Annotated in this window: 16 protein-coding genes; 11 read left to right on the forward strand and 5 right to left on the reverse strand. The window is 71.7% G+C overall.

The window, feature by feature from the left end; all coding sequences use genetic code 11:
• Nucleotides 1-382 precede the first annotated feature (382 nt).
• From IPT68_RS14685 to IPT68_RS14700, 4 genes are all read left to right on the forward strand, one after another.
• Entirely contained in the window at nt 383-874 is a 492-nt protein-coding gene (locus tag IPT68_RS14685) for a cysteine dioxygenase (protein WP_189702292.1), read from the forward strand.
• A gap of 41 nt (nt 875-915) precedes the next feature.
• On the forward strand, nt 916-1896 hold the full coding sequence (gene cofD / locus IPT68_RS14690) for a 2-phospho-L-lactate transferase (RefSeq protein WP_189702293.1): 981 nt from the start codon (nt 916-918) through the stop codon (nt 1894-1896).
• Nucleotides 1893-3188, forward strand: coding sequence for a coenzyme F420-0:L-glutamate ligase (locus tag IPT68_RS14695; RefSeq protein WP_189702294.1), 1296 nt, complete (start codon nt 1893-1895; stop codon nt 3186-3188). Before cofD ends, IPT68_RS14695 begins: the two co-directional genes overlap by 4 nt.
• A gap of 64 nt (nt 3189-3252) precedes the next feature.
• Nucleotides 3253-4290 carry a DNA-3-methyladenine glycosylase family protein gene (locus IPT68_RS14700; RefSeq protein WP_373300774.1) on the forward strand — a complete coding sequence of 346 codons (1038 nt, stop codon included), beginning with the start codon at nt 3253-3255 and terminating at the stop codon, nt 4288-4290.
• 420 nt (nt 4291-4710) lie between these two features.
• Here IPT68_RS14700 and manB read toward each other — a convergent pair whose 3' ends face one another.
• Nucleotides 4711-5793, reverse strand: coding sequence for a mannose-1-phosphate guanylyltransferase (gene manB, locus IPT68_RS14705; protein WP_189702296.1), 1083 nt, complete (start codon nt 5791-5793; stop codon nt 4711-4713).
• Between the two features lie 242 nt (nt 5794-6035).
• Nucleotides 6036-7487, reverse strand: a complete 1452-nt coding sequence (locus IPT68_RS14710; RefSeq protein ID WP_189702300.1) for a peptidoglycan recognition protein family protein — start codon at nt 7485-7487, stop codon at nt 6036-6038.
• A 111-nt stretch (nt 7488-7598) separates the two neighbouring features.
• Between IPT68_RS14710 and IPT68_RS14715 the strand changes: the two genes are divergently transcribed.
• From IPT68_RS14715 to IPT68_RS14730, 4 genes are all read left to right on the forward strand, one after another.
• Nucleotides 7599-8354: a TIGR03089 family protein gene (locus IPT68_RS14715; RefSeq protein WP_189702297.1), complete on the forward strand. Its 756-nt coding sequence runs from the start codon at nt 7599-7601 to the stop codon at nt 8352-8354.
• Nucleotides 8355-8845: 491 nt separating this feature from the next.
• Nucleotides 8846-10093 carry an LCP family protein gene (locus IPT68_RS14720; protein ID WP_189700354.1) on the forward strand — a complete coding sequence of 416 codons (1248 nt, stop codon included), beginning with the start codon at nt 8846-8848 and terminating at the stop codon, nt 10091-10093.
• A 246-nt stretch (nt 10094-10339) separates the two neighbouring features.
• On the forward strand, nt 10340-12088 hold the full coding sequence (locus IPT68_RS14725) for an LCP family protein (protein ID WP_189700355.1): 1749 nt from the start codon (nt 10340-10342) through the stop codon (nt 12086-12088).
• Between the two features lie 63 nt (nt 12089-12151).
• A complete protein-coding gene (locus IPT68_RS14730; protein ID WP_189700356.1) occupies nt 12152-13855 on the forward strand; it encodes an LCP family protein in 1704 nt (567 codons plus the stop codon).
• A gap of 40 nt (nt 13856-13895) precedes the next feature.
• Here the strand turns inward: IPT68_RS14730 and IPT68_RS14735 are convergent, their stop codons facing one another.
• Nucleotides 13896-14930 (reverse strand): glycosyltransferase family 2 protein, encoded by a 1035-nt coding sequence (locus IPT68_RS14735; protein WP_189700357.1) that lies wholly within the window; start codon nt 14928-14930, stop codon nt 13896-13898.
• A 135-nt stretch (nt 14931-15065) separates the two neighbouring features.
• Here IPT68_RS14735 and IPT68_RS14740 point away from each other — a divergent pair, with 135 nt between their 5' ends.
• Nucleotides 15066-16529: an LCP family protein gene (locus tag IPT68_RS14740; RefSeq protein WP_189700358.1), complete on the forward strand. Its 1464-nt coding sequence runs from the start codon at nt 15066-15068 to the stop codon at nt 16527-16529.
• A 629-nt stretch (nt 16530-17158) separates the two neighbouring features.
• Here IPT68_RS14740 and IPT68_RS14745 read toward each other — a convergent pair.
• Nucleotides 17159-17725, reverse strand: coding sequence for an acyl-CoA thioesterase (locus IPT68_RS14745; RefSeq protein WP_189700359.1), 567 nt, complete (start codon nt 17723-17725; stop codon nt 17159-17161).
• A gap of 119 nt (nt 17726-17844) precedes the next feature.
• Between IPT68_RS14745 and IPT68_RS14750 the strand changes: the two genes are divergently transcribed.
• Together IPT68_RS14750 and IPT68_RS14755 are read left to right on the forward strand one after the other, a co-directional pair.
• Nucleotides 17845-19143, forward strand: a complete 1299-nt coding sequence (locus tag IPT68_RS14750) for an LCP family protein (protein WP_189700360.1) — start codon at nt 17845-17847, stop codon at nt 19141-19143.
• Nucleotides 19136-19759, forward strand: coding sequence for an HAD family hydrolase (locus IPT68_RS14755; RefSeq protein ID WP_189700361.1), 624 nt, complete (start codon nt 19136-19138; stop codon nt 19757-19759). Before IPT68_RS14750 ends, IPT68_RS14755 begins: the two co-directional genes overlap by 8 nt.
• A 26-nt stretch (nt 19760-19785) precedes the next feature.
• Here the strand turns inward: IPT68_RS14755 and IPT68_RS14760 are convergent, their stop codons facing one another.
• Nucleotides 19786-20136, reverse strand: a complete 351-nt coding sequence (locus tag IPT68_RS14760; RefSeq protein ID WP_189700362.1) for a four-helix bundle copper-binding protein — start codon at nt 20134-20136, stop codon at nt 19786-19788.
• Nucleotides 20137-20173: the final 37 nt, after the last annotated feature.

Raw genomic sequence — 20173 nt, forward strand, 5'->3', positions numbered from 1 at the left:
CGGTTGAGCCCCCATGTGTCCCGGTGACGGCCTGAGCAAACCTTTCACCCGAGCGATGAACCGGAAGAGGTGAAACATGTCCCACATATCGGGCGTCGAGTTGACAGCCAAGGTGTGAGCCGCTGTCCTTGTGGGCATGCTCGCGAACTTGGCGCCCACCTCGACCCGCTCCGCCGGGTCCCCCGGTGCTGCCCACGCTCGCCGTAGCTGTTGTCGCTGTTCCAGCTGTTGAGCCGAAGCCGCTCCGGCTGCCCCTGAGTCCACCGCGACTCGGCTGCTGTTCCCACGCCCCCACCAGGGCGCCCCTCTCGCCCGCGACCCGGGCGGACGGCACGTGACATCCAGCCCCGCACTTCTCTCCGCCGAGGACCTACCGCACCCCATGAACAGCGACAGCGACCTCCAGATCGCCGGCGACCTCCTCGAAGTCCCGCACCTGCTCCAGCCCCCGCCCGAGCACCCGGCCACCGTCGCCGAGTTCGTCGGCCTGGCCCGCTCCCTCGCCGCCGACCGCTCCCAGTGGGAGCACCTCGTCCAGTACGACGCCACCAGCCGCTGGTACCACCGGCTGCGCACAGGCCCCGGCTACGAGGTCTGGCTGCTGTCCTGGGTCCCCGGCCAGGGCAGTGGCCCGCACGACCACGGCCCCTCCTCCGGCGTCCTGACCGTCCTGGACGGCACGCTCACCGAGCGGACCCGGCGGGGCACGCGCGCGTTGCGGCCGGGAGAGCAGCGGGTGTTCGCGCCGGGCTATGTCCACGAAGTGGTGAACGACGCCCTCGAACCGGCGGTGAGCCTGCACGTCTACTACCCGGGCCTGACGGAGATGCCGATGCACACCCCCCAGTGCACGGCCCTCGCCGAGCTCCCGTAACCGCGCGCCACGTTGTCGTACCCGCCTGCAACACTTGCCTCATGCGGATTGTGGTTCTGGCAGGCGGCATCGGTGGTGCCCGGTTCCTGCGCGGTCTGAAGCGGGCCGTGCCGGACGCGGACATCACGGTCATCGGCAACACCGGTGACGACATCCACCTCTTCGGGCTGAAGGTCTGCCCGGACCTCGACACGGTGATGTACACGCTCGGCGGCGGCATCAACGAGGAGCAGGGCTGGGGGCGGGCCGACGAGACCTTCCATCTCAAGGAGGAACTCGCGGCGTACGGCGTGGGGCCGGAGTGGTTCGGCCTCGGCGACCGGGACTTCGCCACGCACATCGTGCGGACGCAGATGATCGGCGCGGGCTACCCGCTGAGCGCGGTCACCGAGGCCCTGTGCGACCGCTGGCAGCCCGGCGTACGCCTCATCCCCATGACGGACGACCGCGTCGAGACCCACGTGGCCGTCACCGTGCCCGACGGCGGCTCCGCCGGCGGCGGCGAACGCAAGGTGATCCACTTCCAGGAGTACTGGGTTCGGCTGCGGGCCTCGGTCCGCGCCGAGGCGGTCGTGCCGGTCGGCGCGGAACAGGCCAAGCCCGCGCCCGGTGTGCTGGAGGCGGTCGCGCAGGCCGACGTCGTCCTCTTCCCGCCGTCCAACCCGGTCGTCTCCATCGGCACGATCCTCGCCGTGCCCGGCATCCGGGAGGCCATCGCCGACGCCGGGGTGCCCGTGGTCGGCCTGTCCCCCATCGTCGGGAACGCGCCGGTGCGCGGGATGGCCGACAAGGTGCTCGCGGCGGTCGGCGTGGAGGCCACGGCCGCGGCGGTCGCCGAGCACTACGGCTCCGGGCTGCTCGACGGCTGGCTCGTGGACACCGTGGACGCGGGCGCGGTGGAGCGCGTCGAGGCGGCGGGCATCCGCTGCCGGGCCGTCCCGCTGCTGATGACCGACGAGGACGCGGCCGCGCGGATGGCCCGCGAGGCGCTGGCGCTGGCGCAGGAGGTGCGGACCGCATGACCGGCTACCGGGTCTGGGCGGTGCCCGGCCTCCCCGAGGTCACGCCCGGCGACGACCTCGCCAAGCTGATCGCCGCCGCCGAACCGGGCCTGGCCGACGGCGACGTGCTCCTCGTCACCTCGAAGATCGTCTCCAAGGCGGAGGGACGGATCGTCCGGGCGGACGACCGGGAGGCCGCGATCGACGCCGAGACGGTACGGGTGGTGGCCCGGCGCGGGGCGCTGCGCATCGTCGAGAACCGGCAGGGCCTGATCATGGCGGCCGCCGGCGTCGACGCCTCCAACACGCCCGCCGGCACCGTGCTGTTGCTCCCCGAGGACCCGGACGCGTCGGCGCGGACGATCCGCGAGGGCCTGCGGCACGCGCTCGGCGTCGACGTCGGTGTGATCGTCACCGACACGTTCGGGCGACCCTGGCGCTCGGGGCTCACCGACGTGGCGATCGGCGCCGCCGGCGTGCGCGTGCTGGACGATCTGCGCGGGGGCACGGACGCGCACGGCAATCCGCTCAGCGCCACCGTCGTCGCCACCGCCGACGAGCTCGCCGCCGCGGGCGACCTGGTGAAGGGCAAGGCGGCCGGGCTGCCGGTCGCCGTGGTACGCGGCCTGGAGCACGCGGTGGCCGAGGAGGACGGGGAAGGAGCGCGGGCCTTGGTACGCGGCGCACGTGACGACATGTTCCGGCTGGGCACCTCGGAGGCGGTACGCGAGGCGGTGACCCAGCGGCGCACGGTCCGCTCGTTCACGGACGAGCCGGTGGACCCCGGGGCGGTGCGACGAGCCGTGGCCGCGGCGGTGACCGCCCCCGCGCCGCACCACACGACGCCGTGGCGTTTCGTCCTGCTGGAGTCCGCCGAGGCACGGACCCGGCTGCTGGACGCGATGCGGGACGCGTGGATCGCGGACCTGCGGCGGGACGGCAAGACGGAGGAGTCCATCGCCAAGCGGGTGCGCCGCGGGGACGTGCTGCGCAACGCGCCGTACCTCGTGGTCCCCTGCCTGGTGATGGACGGCTCCCACACGTATGGGGACGCGCGGCGGGACGGGGCCGAGCGGGAGATGTTCGTGGTCGCCGCCGGGGCGGGGGTGCAGAACTTCCTGGTGGCGCTGGCCGGGGAGCGGCTGGGCTCGGCCTGGGTGTCGTCCACGATGTTCTGCCGTGACACGGTGCGCGAGGTGCTGCGACTGCCGGCGGACTGGGACCCCATGGGGGCGGTGGCGGTCGGCCACCCGGCCGGGGAACCGCGGCCGAGGCCCGAGCGGGACGCGGGCACGTTCATCGAGGTGCGGTGACCATGGCGCCTCGGCGCCTACCCTCATAGAGCAGCCCTTGCCCCTTCTCCCCGGGATCACATTCGTGGCAGGACGTTTCGCTCCCCGTCCCACGCTCCCCCACAGCCCGAACGGCGTGGGAGGGGCCCCCATGCCGGTGCGCGGTGGCGAGGCCGCCGTGCCCGCGGGCGTGCCGCGGCAGGCGGGGCGGACGGCGGGGCGGGTCCGGGCCCTGGTGCCGGCCGGGCCGCTGGACCTCGGCCTGGTGCTGGGGCCGTTGCGGCGGGGGCCGGGGGACCCGACGTTCCGGGCGACCCCGGACGGGTCGGTGTGGCGGGCCTGCCTCACGCCGGCCGGGCCGGGGACGTTGCGGGTGTCGGCGCACGGCGGTCAGGTGCGCGGCGAGGCATGGGGACCCGGCGCGGACTGGCTGCTGGAACAGCTCCCCGACCTGCTCGGCGCCTCGGACGACCCCTCCCTCTTCGCCCCGCGCCACCGGATCGTCGCGTTGGCCCGGCACCGACGGCCCGGTCTGCGGCTGACGCGCAGCGGGCTGGTGCTGGAGTCGTTGATCCCGTCGATCCTGGAGCAGAAGGTCACGACCGACGAGGCGTACCGGGCGTGGCGGTTGCTCGTACGCAAGTTCGGCGAGCCGGCGCCGGGGCCGGCGCCCGGGCGGATGTACGTGATGCCGGCGCCGCGGACGTGGGCGCTGATCCCGTCCTGGGAGTGGCACCGCGCCGGCGTCGACGACAAGCGGGCGTCCACGATCCTGCGGGCGGTACGGGTCGCTGCGCGGCTGGAGCAGACGACGCGGATGGACCCCGGCGCCGCGCGGGCTCGGCTGGAGGTCGTGCCGGGGGTGGGTCCGTGGACGTCGGCGGAGACGGTGCAACGGAGCCACGGGGCGCCGGACGAGGTCACCGTCGGGGATCTGCATCTGCCGGGCATCGTCGGATGGGCGCTGGCCGGGGACCGTGACGCGGACGACTCCGTGATGCTCTCCCTGCTGGAGCCCTACGCCGGGCAACGGCACCGCGCGGCCCGACTGATCCTGCTGAGCGGCAGGGTCCCACCGAGAAGGGCACCGCGAATGCCGAGGGGCGACATCGGCCGACTGTGACCGCCCCGGCACCTCGGCTCACACACGGCGGCCGAGGCCGGGAGCCTGCTGAGCGCTCTGGCCCATGACCCTACAGACGTGCCAGCCTCAGCCGCACGCATGTCCGCCGTCACGCCCCCACCCGGCACCGAGGCCCGGAACCTGCCAGGGGCTGCCGTGAACGCCGACCGGGCGGGCCTGCCGCTGCGGCCGCCCACGCGTACGCACGGAGGGGGACGTGTCGGGGGATGTCCGCCCGCAGCGGTTGGCGCGTCACCCCGGGCGCGTTGGTGAGTGACCGATCCGCCGTTCCAAGGACGGACAACCCCCGGCGCGGCCCCGACCCACCCACGGCCCGTAGGCGCTGCAGCAACCACGCACCCACAGCGACAGGCCGCCGCAGGCACTGCACACCCCCGGCCCCCGCGCCCGACCAGCCCTCTACTGATCCGAAGAGAACCGCACCGCGCCCCCCGGAATACGCGCGTCGCACCACACGCGAGCCCCCTCGCGGAGCTCGTTGTCCGGACCGATGACCGCGCCGTCGCCGATGACCGTCCCGGTGAGGACGGAGCGTTGGCCGATGCGGGCGCGGGTCCCGATCAGGGAGTCGGTGATCACCGCGCCGGGCTCGATGACCGCGCCCGGCAGGATCGTGCTGCCGAAGACCCGCGCGCCCCCGGCGACGAACGCCCCCTCGCCCACCACCGTGCCGCCGGCCAGTTTCGCGTCCGGCGCCACCGTCGCCGTGGGAAGGACGAGGCGGTCGCCGCAACGCCCCGGCACCGCCGGGGACGGCGCCCGGCCCAGCACCAGGTCCGCCGAGCCGCGCACGAACGCGGCCGGCGTCCCCAGGTCCAGCCAGTACGTGGAGTCGACCATCCCCTGCAGGTGCGCCCCCGCCGACAGCAGGTCCGGGAAGGTCTCTCGTTCGACCGATACCGGCCTGCCCACCGGAATGGTGTCGATGACCGAGCGGCGGAAGACGTACGCCCCCGCGTTGATCTGGTCGGTGACGATCTCCTCCGGCGTCTGCGGCTTCTCCAGGAACGCCGTCACCCGCCCCGTCTCGTCCGTCGGCACCAGCCCGTACGCCCGCGGATCCGTCACCTGCGTCAGGTGCAGGGAGACGTCCGCCCCCGTCGTCTCGTGCGTGCGCACCAGCGCCCTGATGTCCAGCCCCGTCAGGATGTCCCCGTTGAAGACGAGTATCGGATCGTCAGGCCCGGAGTGCAGCCGCGACGCCACGTTCCGGATCGCGCCGCCCGTGCCGAGCGGCTCCTCCTCCGTGACGTACTCGATGTGCAGTCCCAGCGACGAGCCGTCCGCGAAGTGCGGCTCGAAGACCTCCGCCAGATAGGACGTGGCGAGCACGATGTGCTCCACGCCCGCCGCCCTGGCACGCGCCAACTGGTGCGTGAGGAACGGCACCCCCGCCGCCCTGATCATCGGCTTCGGCGTGTGCACCGTGACTGGGCGCAGCCGGGTGCCCTTGCCGCCGACCAGGAGGATCGCTTCTGTCACCTGTCGTCTCTGCTTCCTGCCGGGACCGGCCGAAGTGTCCTTCGGCCGGCCAGTGTATGCAGACCGATGTCCGGTGCCTTCGACGGCAGTACGCCCTCACCGAAAGCCCTCCCCTGAACATGTCCGCCCCATGGGTCCGCCAAGTGCGCCCGCTGCGCATCTGTGCCGAACACGTCCGTCGAATGCGCCCTTTCGCACGCCCCCCCGCCGCACGCCCCGGCCTCACGACACGCTCCCGGCTCTCAGAGCCGCCCCTGGAAGCGTGACGCATGCTCACGGATCGCTCCGAGCTTGCCGTACAGGAGCTTGCCTGGGCAGTCCGTCGCGAAACCGTCCCGATGGCCCGAGATCACATTCAGTCGCACGTTCGTACCCTTTTTGAAGAGGTTGCCACCCCCGGACTTCAGGTAGGTCTTGGCTCCGGGATCCGCTCCGAACAGGCCGAGCTTCCAGGCCGCCAACTGCGCGATGGCCTTCACCGTTGTCTCCGACGGTGACGTGGAGTTGAACGTGCCGATAACGGCGATCCCCATGCTGTCGTCGTTGAAGCCGAGGGTGTGAGCGCCCATGACCGCGTTCGCCACGCCCCCGGCGCGCCCCTCGTAGATGTTTCCGCACTTGTCGAGGAGGAAGTTGTAGCCGATGTCCCGCCAGCCCATGCTCACCACGTGGTAGCGGTAGATACTGCGGATGACGGACGGGGCCTGTGCGCAGGTGTAGTTGTTCCCGGTGGCGGTGTGGTGCACGAAGGCCGCCTTGACCGACTTCGTGTACAGGAAGCCCTTCTCGCGCAGGCTCTCGTCGGCGCCCCAGCCTCGCCGGGTGGTGATGCCCGGGCGCGGGCCGATGTGCGGATCGGCCAGCTGTTCCTCGGTCAGTTCGGGGGGGCGCAGCACGACCAGCTCGTCCTCGGTGTCCGCCTGGTTCAACTCCGGGATCTTGGTGGCGCCGAGCGGCGCGAGCGGGACGTTGACCGCCGAGGAGGCGGTCGTCTCGGCGCTCAGGGGACCGTTGAGCGGGGGGTCTCCGGCCTCGGCACGCTCGTCGGCACCCGCACCCGCACCCTCGTCGGCACCGGCACCCTCGCCCGTAGCCGCACCCGCACGGTCGGGGACCGCGCTGCCCGGGTCGACGAGTTCGAGGCGGAGGCCGGCGGGCAGCGGGGCGGCGGTGCGCGCGGAGCTCTCGGGCCGGACGCGTATCTCCACGCCGTCCGAGTCCCCCACCCACAGCGGTGCCGTGGCGCCGCGCAGGCGGTCGGAGGCGGCTTCGGGAGTACCGGGGTCGGGTGCGTGCTCGGCGTTGTGGGTCTCGACGTCCTGCCAGTCGGACCAGGCGCCGGTTCCGGCGGCGCGGGTACGGACCTGGACGCGGCCGTGCAGTTCGGTGCCGGGGTCGTCCCAGACGACGCCGACGAGCGAGAACGGCCGTACGTCCTTGCGGGGCAGGCCCTGTTCGGCGGGTGCGCCCGTGGCGCGCTCATCGGCCAGGGGGACCAGGGGGAGCGACTGGGTGTTGCCGGGGACACCGGGCGGCACGGTCCGCTCGACGGTCTTCGTCCTCGCTCGCGCGTCCGGTCCGGATATCGCGTTCGCGTTCGTCGTGGGCAGGGTCAGCGGCAGGGCGAGGGCGGCCGCGCAGGTCACGCCGATGGAGGAAGCAAGGTGTCTACGCATGCTCCTGATCCTGGACATAGCCATGCATATCTGTCCATCGGGGAATTGACGCTCCGTCCGGGCGCGTTCGCCCGATCCGGTGGCCCCGCCGCTCGATGCGCGACCGGCCGCGCGCGTACGCTTGCGCGGGTGAACGCCACCGATCGCACCCCTGCCGACCTGCTGCGTTCCGCGCTCGCCGCGGACCCCGCGCGCCCCCTGCTCACGTTCTACGACGACGCCACCGGAGAACGGGTCGAATTGTCCGTGGCCACCTTCGCCAATTGGGTGGCCAAGACAGCGAACCTGATCCAGGACGGACTGTCGGCCGAGCCCGGCGACCGCATCGCGCTGCTGCTGCCCGCGCACTGGCAGACCGCGGTGTGGCTGCTGGCGTGTTCGTCGGTGGGAGTCCTCGCGGACATGGACGGCGATCCGGCGCGGGCGGACCACGTCGTGGCCGGGCCCGGCCGGTTCGAGGACGGCCTCGCCTGCCGCGGCGAGCGGTACGCGCTGTCGCTGGCGCCGCTGGGCCGGCGCTTCCCGACGCCGCCCGAGGGGTACGCCGACTACGCCGTGGACGTGCCGAGTCACGGCGACCGGTTCGTGCCGTACGCGCCGGCGGACCCGGAGGCGCCCGCGCTGATCGTCGCCGGGGCCGAGTACACCGGGGCCGAGGTCGTGGAGCGGGCGGGCGCCGACGCACCTGGCCTGGATCTGACGGGGCCCGGATCGCGGATCCTGAGCGCGCTGCCGTACGACACCTGGGAGGGCCTGAGCGCCGGCCTGTACGCGCCGCTCTCCATCGGCGGCTCGGTGGTGCTGTGCCGGAACCTGGACCGGCTCGACGGCGAGTCGCTGGCCAGGCGGATCGAGTCCGAGCGCGTCACCGCGACGGCCCGCTAGGACCGCTCCGGCCGGGCCTCGGCGAGACCGCCCGCCAGAACCACCCCGGCCAGACCCCGGCAAACCCCCCACCAGAACCACCCCGGCCAGACCCCGGCAAACCCCCCACCAGAACCACCCCGGCCAGACCCCGGCAAACCCCCCACCAGAACCACCCCGGCCAGACCCCGGCAAACCCCCCACCAGAACCACCCCGGCCAGACCCCGGCAAACCCCCCACCAGAACCACTCCGGCCGGACCCCGCAAAACCACCCACCGGGGCCGGTCGGTCAGCCCTCGGCGAGAAGCCCGCTGGGGGCAGGTCCGGCCGGGCCTCGGCGACCCTGCGTCCGACACTCCCGCGTCACCCGATCGGCTCACCCCCACCCGCGTCCCCACCCCATCCGGGTCATGGTCGTAACAGCAGTAAGAGCAGCGCGACACGCTCCGACCGTTCGTACACGCTCGTACTCCATGAGGGGTGGATTCCGTCGTGAGGGACACCGCAGTCGTGCCATCCGGAGGTCCGGACGACGAGACGCCGGCGGTGGCTCTGGGACCGGGCGCCGGAGCGTCGGCGACCGGCGACGGGCTCATACGCAGGCGCCGTCGGCGCTGGACGTGGGGCGGGACGGCGGGGATCGCGGGGGTGCTGGCCGGCGCGCTGGTCGCCGGGTGGGTCGTCTATACGAAGCTCGACCGGAACATCACGCCCGACGAGGCCGCGGCCGCGGAGCTCGCGCGCTACGAGCGGGAGCGGCCCACCGCGCTGGTGCGGGGCGCGCAGAACATCCTGCTCATCGGGTCGGACTCCCGGGCCGGGGAGGACAACGGCAAGTACGGGCGGGACTCCGGGACCGAGCGGAGCGACACGACCATCCTGCTGCACCTGTCGGCCGGGCGCCGCAGCGCCACCGCCGTCTCCATCCCCCGTGACCTGATGGTGGACGTCCCCAGCTGCCTGCGCCCGGACGGCCGCCGCACCGAGCCGATGTTCGCGATGTTCAACTACGCCTTCGAGACGGGCGGTTCGGCCTGCACCATCCGCACCGTCGAGCGGATGACGGACATCCGCATCGACCATCACGTGGTCGTCGACTTCAGCGGGTTCAAGAAGCTGGTCGACGCCGTCGGCGGCGTACGGATCTGCGTGGCCGAGCCGATCGTCGACAAGGAGGCCAAGCTGCGGCTGCCCGCGGGCCCCGTGACGCTCGACGGCGAGAAGGCCCTCGGCTACGTCCGCGCCCGCAAGTCCCTCGGCAACGGCAGCGACACCGACCGGATGGACCGCCAGCAGCAATTCCTCGCGGCCCTGGTGCAGAAGCTGCGCAGCAACGACGTACTGCTGAACCCCGTGAAGCTCTACCCGGTTCTGGACGCGGCCACCTCGGCGCTCACCACGGACCCGGGACTGGCGAGTCTGCGCGGTTTGTACGATCTTGTCCGCGGCCTGCGTGACATCCCCACCGAACGGGTGCAGTTCCTGACGGTGCCGCGGGAGTCGTACGCCCGCAATGTCAATCGCGACCAGTTGATGGAGCCCGCGGCCGAGCAATTGTTCGAACGCTTGCGTTCCGACGCACCGGTGCAGGTCTCCGGAAAAGCCGCGCTCAATTCCACCGCAAGCGCGTACGAGGGCGCCAATGGTGCGGATGCGCAGTCGTTCGGTTACGGGGAGTACGCCCGTTCCGTTCTGTCACCCCCGTCTCCGGCCCCCACATTCAGCGGAAAAACCGCCGTCGAGGACGGCTGCGAGTGAAGCGCGAGCGGGCTCGGCAAACTTTCGTTCCAGGAAATGGGCGGATTGCCCAGTTGTAGGGACGTGGAATCCGTCACCGTCGTCGCTCGACATCGAACTGGGCGGATAGTGTGAGCGCTTCGTGCACCTGACCCCCGGCCACGCGGTCCATTTCCGGGGTCGCGCACTGTGTTACGTGGTTTGTACGAGACCGAGCGCCTCGAGGGGGAAGGCGCCGCGTGGCCCCGACGGAGGATTCAGGCAACCGTGGACGCGCAAGGCCGTGGGCGGGCGGAGAACATCGACCCCGCAGACCAGTGGGTACTCAATCCGAACACCGGCGAATACGAACTGCGACTGAGCCCTTCCGCACCGCAGTCGAGGGTTCCCGGTCCGCGCCGGGCAGGCACCCGCGGCTCCGGCGGAGCACCCCGCGCCCGCAGGCCGGGCCCCGCCCGTGAGCAGCAGGAGGCGCCGGACGGCGAGGTGCCGGGGCCGCGCAGGCGACGCGGCGCGCCCGCCGAACCCCCGCCCGGCCGGCGCGGCCGCCGGCCCGCCAAGAAGACCAAGGCGAAGAAGGCCGTGCTGTGGACCGGCGGCACCCTGGCGTTCGTCCTCGTCGCGGCGGCGGGCGCCGGATACCTCTACATCGAGCACCTCAACGACAACATCACCTCCGTCGCCGACGACGGTGCCAGCACCGGTGGCTTCCAGAAGGACAAGGCCATCAACATCCTGCTGATCGGCACCGACAAGCGCACCGGCGCGGGCAACGAGTCCTACGGCGACGCGGGCAGCCCCGGCCATGCCGACACGACGATCCTGCTGCACGTCTCCAAGGACCGCTCCAACGCCACCGCGCTGAGCATCCCCCGCGACCTCATCGTGGACATCCCGGACTGCCCGACCACCCAGGAGGACGGCAGCACCGAGGTGATCCCCGGCTCGACCGGCGTCCGCTTCAACACCAGCCTCGGCCAGGGCGGACGTACGCCGTCCTGCACGATGCGCACGGTCACCGAGCTGACCGGGATCAAGCCGGACAACTTCATGGTCGCCGACTTCAACGCGGTGAAGACGCTGACCACGGCGGTGGGCGGCGTAGAGGTGTGCCTGGGCAAGGACATCGACGACCCGGACTCCAAGCTCGACCTGACGGCCGGCACGCACACCATCGCGGGCGAGCAGGCGCTCGCCTTCGTCCGCACCCGGCACTCCGTCGGCACCGGCGGCGACCTGAGCCGGATCAACCTCCAGCAGCAGTTCCTCAGCGCGCTGATGCGCAAGCTGAAGTCCAACGACACGCTCACCGATCCCTCGAAGATGCTGAAGCTGGCCGAGGCGGGCACCAAGGCGCTGACCGTCGACTCCCAGCTCGACAGCATCGGCAAGCTCAAGGACCTCGGTCTGGAGCTGGGCAAGCTCGACACCAAGAACCTGACCTTCACCACCGTGCCGGTCCTCGACAACCCGACCGAGACGGTGAAGACGACCGTCGTGGTCAACGCTGCGATGGCGCCCGCGGTCTTCGAGGCCATCAAGAACGACGTCTCGTTCACCGAGGTCAAGCAGCAGAAGGCCGAGGAGAAGGCCAAGGAGAAGGCCGAGGTGGCCGCCCGGTTGAAGGGCACCAGGGCCGACCCGTCCGAGGTGCGGGTGCGGATTCTCAACGGCGGCGCTCCGGGAGGCAGCGCCTCGGCGACCCTCACCTGGCTGCAGAACGACGAGGGCGTCACGAAGTCCGAGAACGCGGGCAACGCCGACGCCGAACTGAGCAAGACCACCCTGGAGTACGCCCCCGACCAGGCGGACCAGGCGCGCAGACTGGCCGACATCCTGGGCCTGTCCGGGTCCGCGATGAAGCCCGGCGAAAGCGTCCTGAACTCCCAGGGCCTGCCCACGATGACGCTGACGCTGGGCAAGGACTTCAAGGGTGCGGGCGTCTCACTCACCGCTCCGACGAAGGCGCCGGACGTCGAGAAGTCCACGGCGGACAAGGTCGTGTGCGCCGAGTAGTGAATTGGGGGGTAACCCAAAGGGTCCGTCGCGCGTCTGACTTGGCGCGGGGCGGACTCACTGATGAAGGCGCAGGGGTGGGAGGGCAGGCAGGTGGCGCAGACAGGTGTGCGCAAAGACGTGCCCGTGGTGGAGGACGAGGGCACGGGGTCCCTCACCACGCGGGACGAGCAGTTCAAGGACGCGGCGAACGGCCGCGGGCGGCACGACGGCGGACGGCACGGCGACGGGGGGCGTCGCGGCACCGCGCGCAGCCCACGCAGACGGCGTGTGCTGCGCTGGTCGGCGACGGTGCTGTCGGTGGTCATACTCGGCACCGCGGGAGCGGGCTACCTCTACTACCGGCACCTCAACGACAACCTGGAGACCGGCCGACGCAGCAACGGCGACTCCAAGGCCGAGAAGCCGCAGCCGAACGCGGCCGGGCAGACACCGCTGAACATCCTGGTGATCGGCTCCGACAGCCGGAACTCGGCGGCGAACCTGAAACTCGGCGGCAGCAGGAGCAGCGTCGGCAGCAAGCCGCTCGCGGACGTGCAGATGCTGATCCACCTCTCCGCGGACCGCGAGAGCGCCTCCGTGGTGAGCATTCCGCGTGACACCCGGGTCGACATACCCGAGTGCACGGACCCGGAGACCGGCGACACCCACCCGGCGACCAACCGGATCATCAACGAGTCCCTCGCCCGCGGCGGCGCCGGCTGCACGCTGGCCACCTGGGAGAACCTCACCGGGGTCTACATCGACCACTGGATGATGATCGATTTCGCGGGTGTGGTGAGCATGGCCGACGCGGTCGGCGGCGTCGAGGTCTGTGTGGAACAGAACGTGTGGGACCGCCCGCTGCCCGGCGTCCCCGGCGGCTCCGGACTGAAGCTGGAGTCCGGCAGGCAGAAGGTGCAGGGCAAGCAGGCACTGCAGTGGCTGCGCACCCGGCACGCCTTCTACAGCGACGTGGGCCGGGCCAAGGCCCAGCACATGTACATGAACTCGATGATCCGCACCCTGAAGCAGCAGAACGTCTTCACGGACACCACCCGGCTGATGGACCTCGCCGAGACGGCCACCGAGGCGCTGAAGGTGTCGGAGGAGATCGGCACGGTCAAGCAGCTGTACGACCTCGCCATGCAGTTGAAGACGGTGCCGACGAACCGCATCACCATGACGACCATGCCGACGAAGGTCGACCCGCAGAACGCCAACCATCTGCTGCCGGCCGACGCGGACGCCGAGAAGATCTGGTCGATGATCCGGGACGACGTGGCCTTCGACAAGAACGGCAAGGCCACCGCCAAGAAACCCCGGAACACGGACGGGAGCAAGGAGAAGGCGTCCGCCGACCCCGCCGCGGACGACGCCGAGATCGGCGTCCTGGTGCAGAACGCCACCCGCACCGACGCCGAGGGCGCGGTCGACGGCCGGGCGAGCGCGCTGGCCGGGGCCCTGGTGGGGAAGGGCTTCACCCGGGCGGCGGCGGACACCACGATCGGGCTGTCCGCGGAGAAGACGGTCGTGCGCTACCCGAGCGCCGAACTGGAGGGCGACGCCCGGCGGGTCGCCGAGTCCCTCGGGATCCCGGCGAGTTCGGTGCGCAGGTCGACCGACGTCACCGGGGTCACCCTCGTCGTGGGCGCCGACTGGCGCAGCGGGACGACGTACCCGGAGCAGGCCGAGCCGGAGGCCGGGGACGTGCCCGAGTCGGCGGGCGCGATCAACGGGTCGGACCGCAGCCAGTGCATGGACGTGTACGCGCCCTACCGCTGGTAGCCGCAGCGGGGGCGGGCCCGGCGGGCGCGCCCCCGCACGCTCACGCGGTGGCGGAGTCCCGCACGGCCGGGCGGCGGGAGGCGATGACCCGCCGCGCCAGGGACCTGGGGCTGGTCAGGAAGCCGTACCCCCACGACATGTGCATCGTCGCGAGGGCGACGGGGATCTGCAGCCGGGCCTTCAGCGGCAGCCCCTTGCCCGCGGGTACGGATCCCAGGGCTATCGCCGCCAGATAGCCGCCGGGGACCACCAGCCCCCACGGCGTCAGCGCGGCGCCCACGACCAGCCCGGCCGCGATCGCGCACACAGCGGTCGGCGGGGCGAGGTAGCGCAGGTTGATGGAGCCGGCGTGGTAGCGGGCGACGACGTGCCGCCAGCGGCCGTAGTCCTTGTACTGCTTGGCCAGCGCCCGCACGCTCGGCCGCGGGCGGTACGACACCTTCAGCTCGGGCGAGAACCAGATCAGCCCGCCCGCCTCGCGGATGCGGAAGTTCAGCTCCCAGTCCTGGGCGCGGATGAACTCCTCGTTGTACCCGCCCTGTTGCTCCAGGGCGGCGCGGCGGAACACGCCGAGGTACACGGTCTCGGCGGGCCCCGCCTGTCCCCCGGTGTGGAACGCGGCGTTGCCGACGCCGATCCTCGACGTCATCGCCGCGGCGACCGCGTGCTCCCAGTCGTTCTCGCCCTCGGCGTGCATGATGCCGCCGACGTTCTGCGCGCCGGTCTCCTCCAGGAGGCGTACGGCGGTCGCGATGTAGTTCGGGGAGAGCATGCCGTGGCCGTCGACGCGGACCACGATCGGGTGCCGGGAGGCCTTGATCGCGGCGTTCAGCGCGGCGGGGGTCCGGCCGGTCGGGTTGGGGACCGTGTGCACACGGGGGTCCTCGGCGACCAGTTCGGCGGCGATCTCGTCCGTGCGGTCCGTGGACGGGCCGAGGGCGATCACGACCTCCATCTCGCCGGCGTACTCCTGGGCGAGGATCGCGTGGACGGCGCCGCGCAGATGCCGCTCCTCGTTGAGGACGGGCATGATGACGGACACGGCGGGGAGCTGCACGTCGGGATTGGCGTTCATAGGGGGCTCACGTTACCGCGAACGGGGGACAGCGAGCCGCCCCGCCCGTGGCGGTGCAGCGGTCCACAGATCGTATGGGCCTACGGTGCTCATGATCCCACGTACGGCCGCAGCGCCCCCAGCGGAGGTCCACCCATGCCCGCCTCGCCGCCTCGGTCCCCGGTACGGCCGCAGCGCCGCCCGCAACCCCGCCGTGCGGTGCGTCCGCCCGTACGGCGGAAGAAGCCACGCTGGGCCATGCGGGCGGTGACGACGCTGTCCGTGGTGATCCTCGCCTCGGCCGGGATCGGGCACGCGGTGGTCAGCAGCCTGGACGCGGGCATCTCGCGGATCGACCCGTTCAAGGACATGAAGAACCGGCCGCGTGCCGGGCACGGCATGAACGTGCTGCTGGTCGGCACCGACGGCCGCGACAAGATCTCCGAGGCCGAGCGGCGCAAGTACCGCCTCGGCGGGGCGCCCTGCCACTGCACCGACACGATCATGATCGTGCACATCTCGGAGGACCGGGGACGGGCCAGCGTGGTGAGCCTTCCGCGCGACTCCTACGCCGAGCTGCCGGCGCACGTCGACCGCAACACCGGCAAGCCGCACGCGGCGCATCCGGTCAAGCTGAACGCCGCCTACGCGGAGGGCGGGCCGCAGCTGACCGTGCGGACGGTCGAGCACATGACACGGGTCAAGATCGACCACTATCTGGAGATCGACTTCACCAGCTTCATGCGGACCGTGGACGTGCTGGGCGGCGTGCAGGTCTGCACCGCCCGCCCGTTGAAGGACTCGCACACCGGTCTCAATCTCGCCGCCGGCAGGCACCGGCTCTCCGGCGGCCAGGCCCTGCAGTACGTCCGCGCCCGGTACGTCGACGGGGCGTCCGACCTCGGCCGGATGCAGCGCCAGCAGCACTTCCTGGCCGCGCTGATCGACCAGTCGACCTCGTCCGGGGTGCTGCTGAACCCGATGAGGTTCCGGGACGTGACGCGGGCGGTGCTCGGCTCGGTGCGCGCGGACAAGGGCTTCGGCACGGACGAACTGCTCGACCTGGGGCGGGCGATGCGCAACTTCTCCCCGTCCTCCTCGGAGTTCGCGACGGTCCCCATCGGCCGGATGGGATACGCGGTGAAGGGCATCGGCTCGACCCTGAAGTGGGACCCCGTGAAGTCCGGCCGCCTCTTCCAGTCCCTGCGCGAGGACAAGCCGCTGGCCGCGAACCGCCCCCGGGACACGTCGGTGCGCGTGGACGTGGCACCCCAGCAGGTCCGCGTCCAGGTCGAGAACGGTACGACGACCCCGGGCCTCGCCCGCCGCGCCGACGCCGCCCTCGCGGCGACGGGCTTCCGCACCACCCGGCAGCCGAGGAACGCCGCGAACCGCTCCGTACGCCGGACCGTCGTCGCCTACGACCCCCGCTGGGACCGCTCGGCGAAGTCCCTCGCGGCGGCCCTCCCCGGCAGCGAACTGCGTCCGGTCAAGGGACAGGGCCCGACGTTGAAGGTGATCGTCGGGACGGACTACCGACAGGTGCGGAAGGTCAAGGCGGCGGACGTCCGGGAGGGGGAGTTCGGGGTGGTGCGGGGCGACGAGGTGAAGTGCTCGTAGCGCGCGGCGACCGGCGAAGCACTCGGGGCCGGTCAGGCGTCCGTCCGGTGACGCGTCGTCCGGTCGATGATGTGTCCGGCCGCTGACGCGTCGTCCGGTCGGTGATGTGTCCGGCCGGTGACGCGTCGTCCGGTCGATGATGTCTGGCCGGTGACGCGTCCGGTCGGTCAGGCTCCCGGCCCCGGCCCCGGCCAATACGACTTCCGACCCGGAAGCACTCCCGGCCGGTGAGGCGTCCGGCCGGTGACACGTCCGGCCCGTCAGGCTCCCCGCCCCCGGCCAATGCCACTTCCGACCCGGAAGCACTCCCGGCCAGTGAGGCGTCCGGCCCGTGACACGTCCGGCCCGTCAGGCTCCCCGCCCCCGGCCAATGCCACTTCCGACCCGGAAGCACTCCCGGCCGGTGAGCCTCGCGTTCGGTGCGAGCGCCTGCCGACGGGACTTCCGGCTCGCCGGACTTCGACCCGCCGAGCTTTCGGTCGGCGAGGCTCTCGGCCGGTAAGGCGTTCGGTCGGCGCGACTTCCACGAGGCTTCCGCCCGCGACACTCCCGACCCCCGAGACCTCCGACCCGCTAGACCTCCGGCCGCCAGACCCCCGGCCCGGGGGCTGTCGGCCGGTAGGGGCGGCTCAGTCTTCGAAGCCCTGAGCCGCCCGCTTCGCCCGTAGATCCATGATGGCCCGGCGGCGTGCCAGGCGGTGGGTGCGGCGGATCTGGGCCTCCTGGTAGCGGCGCTTGTCGCGCTCCGTCTCCGGTAGGACCGGCGGGACCCGGCGGGGCTTGCCGTCGGCGTCGACCGCGGCGAAGACGAGGTAGGCGGAGCCGACCTGGGTGGGCGGGGCGGACTCGTTCCAGCGCTCGGCGAGGACCCGGACGCCGACCTCCATCGAGGTCCGGCCGGTCCAGTTGACCTGGGCCTTGACGTGGACCAGGTCACCGACGCGGACCGGCTCCAGGAAGGCCATCTCGTCCATGGACGCGGTGACGGCGGGCCCGCCGCTGTGCCGGCCGGCCACCGCGCCCGCCGCGTCGTCGACCAGCTTCATGATCACGCCGCCGTGCACGGTGCCCAGCAGGTTCGTGTCGTTGTGGGTCATGATGTGGCTGAGAGTGGTCCGGGACGCGGAAGTGGGCTTACCCGGTATGTCCGAAGCATCCGGGTTTTCCGGCTCCGGGGCGCTGGCCTGGTCTGTCATGGCCTCCACCTTATGCCGAGCCGGAGGCCGCGAACTTTGTGTCAGCTTGGCAACAGCACCGCTGTGATTTTCCGCCACCCCTTGTGAGGCACATATCCGCGCCCTGCACACTGGGGCGCATGAATGACTGGCCCCAGGGATGGTCCGACAACAACCGCGGCACCCGGTACGGCAGCGGCAGCGCGGGCGCGCAGCCGGAAAGTGCCCGCGTGATGCGCCAGGTGCGGCGCGGCCCGGGGGTCCCGCCCGGCGGCCAGTCGGCACCGCCGTACGGAGTCCCGCAGCAGCCGTCGTACGTCGACGGGCAGGGACACGGCGGGTACGACCAGTACGACGCCTACGACAGCGGTTACAACACCGGCCAGGTCTACGGCAGTCCGGGCGGCCGCGGCCCCGACGGAGGGGGCGACGGCTACGGCGGGGGCGCGCCACGGCCCGCGCCGAACTGGCGGCGCCGCATCAAGGTGACGTCGATCACGGTGGTGACCGTGCTCGTCGTCACGCTCGTCGGCACGTACTTCTGGGCCGACTCCAAGCTCAACCGCGAGGTCGACCTGTCGAAGGTGATCGACAGACCGGAGGCGGGCGAGGGCACGAACTACCTCATCGTCGGCTCCGACAGCCGTGAGGGCATGACCGACGAGCAGAAGAAGGCGCTGCACACCGGCTCCTCCGAGGGCAAGCGCACGGACTCGATGATGATCCTGCACACCGGCGGCGGCGCCCCGACGCTGATCTCGCTGCCGCGCGACTCGGACGTGGAGATCCCGACGTTCGTCGGCTCCGAGTCCGGCAAGACGTACCAGGGCACCGGCCGGCGTGTGAAGCTGAACGCGGCGTACGCCGAGGACGGCCCCGAACTGCTGGTCCGCACGGTCGAGTTCAACACCGGGCTGCACATCGACCACTACGTCGAGATCGGTTTCGCCGGATTCGCGAACATCGTGGACGCGGTCGGCGGCGTCGAGATGGACATCCCGCAGGACATCAAGGACACCAAGTCCGGCGCGGACTTCAAGAAGGGCAAGCAGACCCTGAACGGCGAGGAGGCCCTCGCGTTCGTCCGCACCCGGTACGCGCTCGCGGGCTCCGACCTCGACCGCACCAAGAACCAGCAGAAGTTCCTCGCCGCGCTCGCCAACCAGGTGGCCACGCCGGGCACGGTCCTCAACCCCTTCAAGCTGTACCCGACCATGGGCGCCGGCCTCGACTCGCTCATCGTCGACAAGGAGATGGGCCTGTTCGACCTGGCCGACATGTTCTGGGCGATGAAGGGCGTCAGCGGCGGCGACGGAAAGTCGATGAACATGCCGCTCGCGGGCAGCACCGGCGGCAACCTGCTGTGGGACAAGGACAAGGTGAAGACCCTCGTCGAGCAGCTGAAGAACGACGAGAAGGTCACGGTCTCGGGTGACTGACGCCCGGGGCCGGCGGCCCTTCGACGCGGTGCTCTGCGACGTCGACAACGTGATCCGGTTCTACGACGCCTCCCGGGTGACCGCGCTGGAACGGGCCGCCGGGCTGGCCGAGGGCATCACGATGAAGGTGGCGTTCGCGCCGGAGACCGACCATCCGCTGATGCTGGGCCGGATCGGCATGCAGGAGTGGGTGCACGAGGTGGTGGCCGGCTTCGCCGGGCTCGCCCCCGAGCCGGTGGCGTTCGAACTGGCCACCGCGCTCGCCGAGGCGCCCTTCCACGCCGACGACACCGTGGTGTCGCTGCTGCGCCGCGCCCGGACCGTGATGCCGCTGGTCCTGCTCAGCAACGCCCCGGTGACCCTGGAGGCCGACCTGGACGCCCTCGGTCTGTCCGACCTCGCCGACCACCTCGTCAGTAGCGCCCGCGTCGGGCTGGTCAAGCCGAACCCGCGGATCTACCGCATCGCCGCCGATCTGGCGGGCGTACCGCTCGACCGGTGCCTGTTCGTGGACGACACCCTGGAGAACGTCGAGACGGCGGCAGCGCTCGGCATGAGCGTCGTGCACTTCCGCGAACCGGACGACCTGCGACGGGCCCTGGCGCCGCTGCTCTGAGCGGCGCCAGGGCCCGTCGGCGGGGCTCACGCCATCGCGCGGCACATCTCGGCGCAGCGGCGACAGGACTCGGCGCAGCGCATCATCTGCGCGTCGTCGGGCATGGACATGCACGCCTCGGCGCACATGTCACAGGCCTTGGCGCACAGCGCGCACATCTCGGCCGACATCGGCGAGCGGCGCATCATCATGTCCGCACACATGCGGGTCATCTCGGAGCAGTCGATCAGGGCCCGCATGATCTGCATCTGGGCCTGTCCGCCCATGTGCAGGCAGGAGCTCATGGTCTCCTCGCACACGGTGTGGCAGGACATGCACGCCTCGACGCAGTCCTGCATCGCCTTGCTCATCGCGGTCATGGTCCCGGGCTGGGTCATGGCTCCTCCTGTGGGGCGGGAGGGGTCCGTGGTCGGA

The organism is Streptomyces chromofuscus (genome assembly GCF_015160875.1).
Lineage (GTDB): Bacteria > Actinomycetota > Actinomycetes > Streptomycetales > Streptomycetaceae > Streptomyces > Streptomyces chromofuscus.

Excerpts from the sequence above, each read along its gene's own strand:
- IPT68_RS14685 (WP_189702292.1), top strand. The coding sequence starts at position 383 with ATGAACAGCGACAGCGACCTCCAGATCGCCGGCGACCTCCTCGAAGTC.
- cofD (WP_189702293.1), top strand. The coding sequence starts at position 916 with ATGCGGATTGTGGTTCTGGCAGGCGGCATCGGTGGTGCCCGGTTCCTG.
- IPT68_RS14695 (WP_189702294.1), top strand. The coding sequence starts at position 1,893 with ATGACCGGCTACCGGGTCTGGGCGGTGCCCGGCCTCCCCGAGGTCACG.
- IPT68_RS14710 (WP_189702300.1), bottom strand. The coding sequence starts at position 7,487 with ATGTCCAGGATCAGGAGCATGCGTAGACACCTTGCTTCCTCCATCGGC.
- IPT68_RS14730 (WP_189700356.1), top strand. The coding sequence starts at position 12,152 with ATGAAGGCGCAGGGGTGGGAGGGCAGGCAGGTGGCGCAGACAGGTGTG.
- IPT68_RS14735 (WP_189700357.1), bottom strand. The coding sequence starts at position 14,930 with ATGAACGCCAATCCCGACGTGCAGCTCCCCGCCGTGTCCGTCATCATG.
- IPT68_RS14740 (WP_189700358.1), top strand. The coding sequence starts at position 15,066 with ATGCCCGCCTCGCCGCCTCGGTCCCCGGTACGGCCGCAGCGCCGCCCG.
- IPT68_RS14745 (WP_189700359.1), bottom strand. The coding sequence starts at position 17,725 with ATGACAGACCAGGCCAGCGCCCCGGAGCCGGAAAACCCGGATGCTTCG.
- IPT68_RS14750 (WP_189700360.1), top strand. The coding sequence starts at position 17,845 with ATGAATGACTGGCCCCAGGGATGGTCCGACAACAACCGCGGCACCCGG.
- IPT68_RS14760 (WP_189700362.1), bottom strand. The coding sequence starts at position 20,136 with ATGACCCAGCCCGGGACCATGACCGCGATGAGCAAGGCGATGCAGGAC.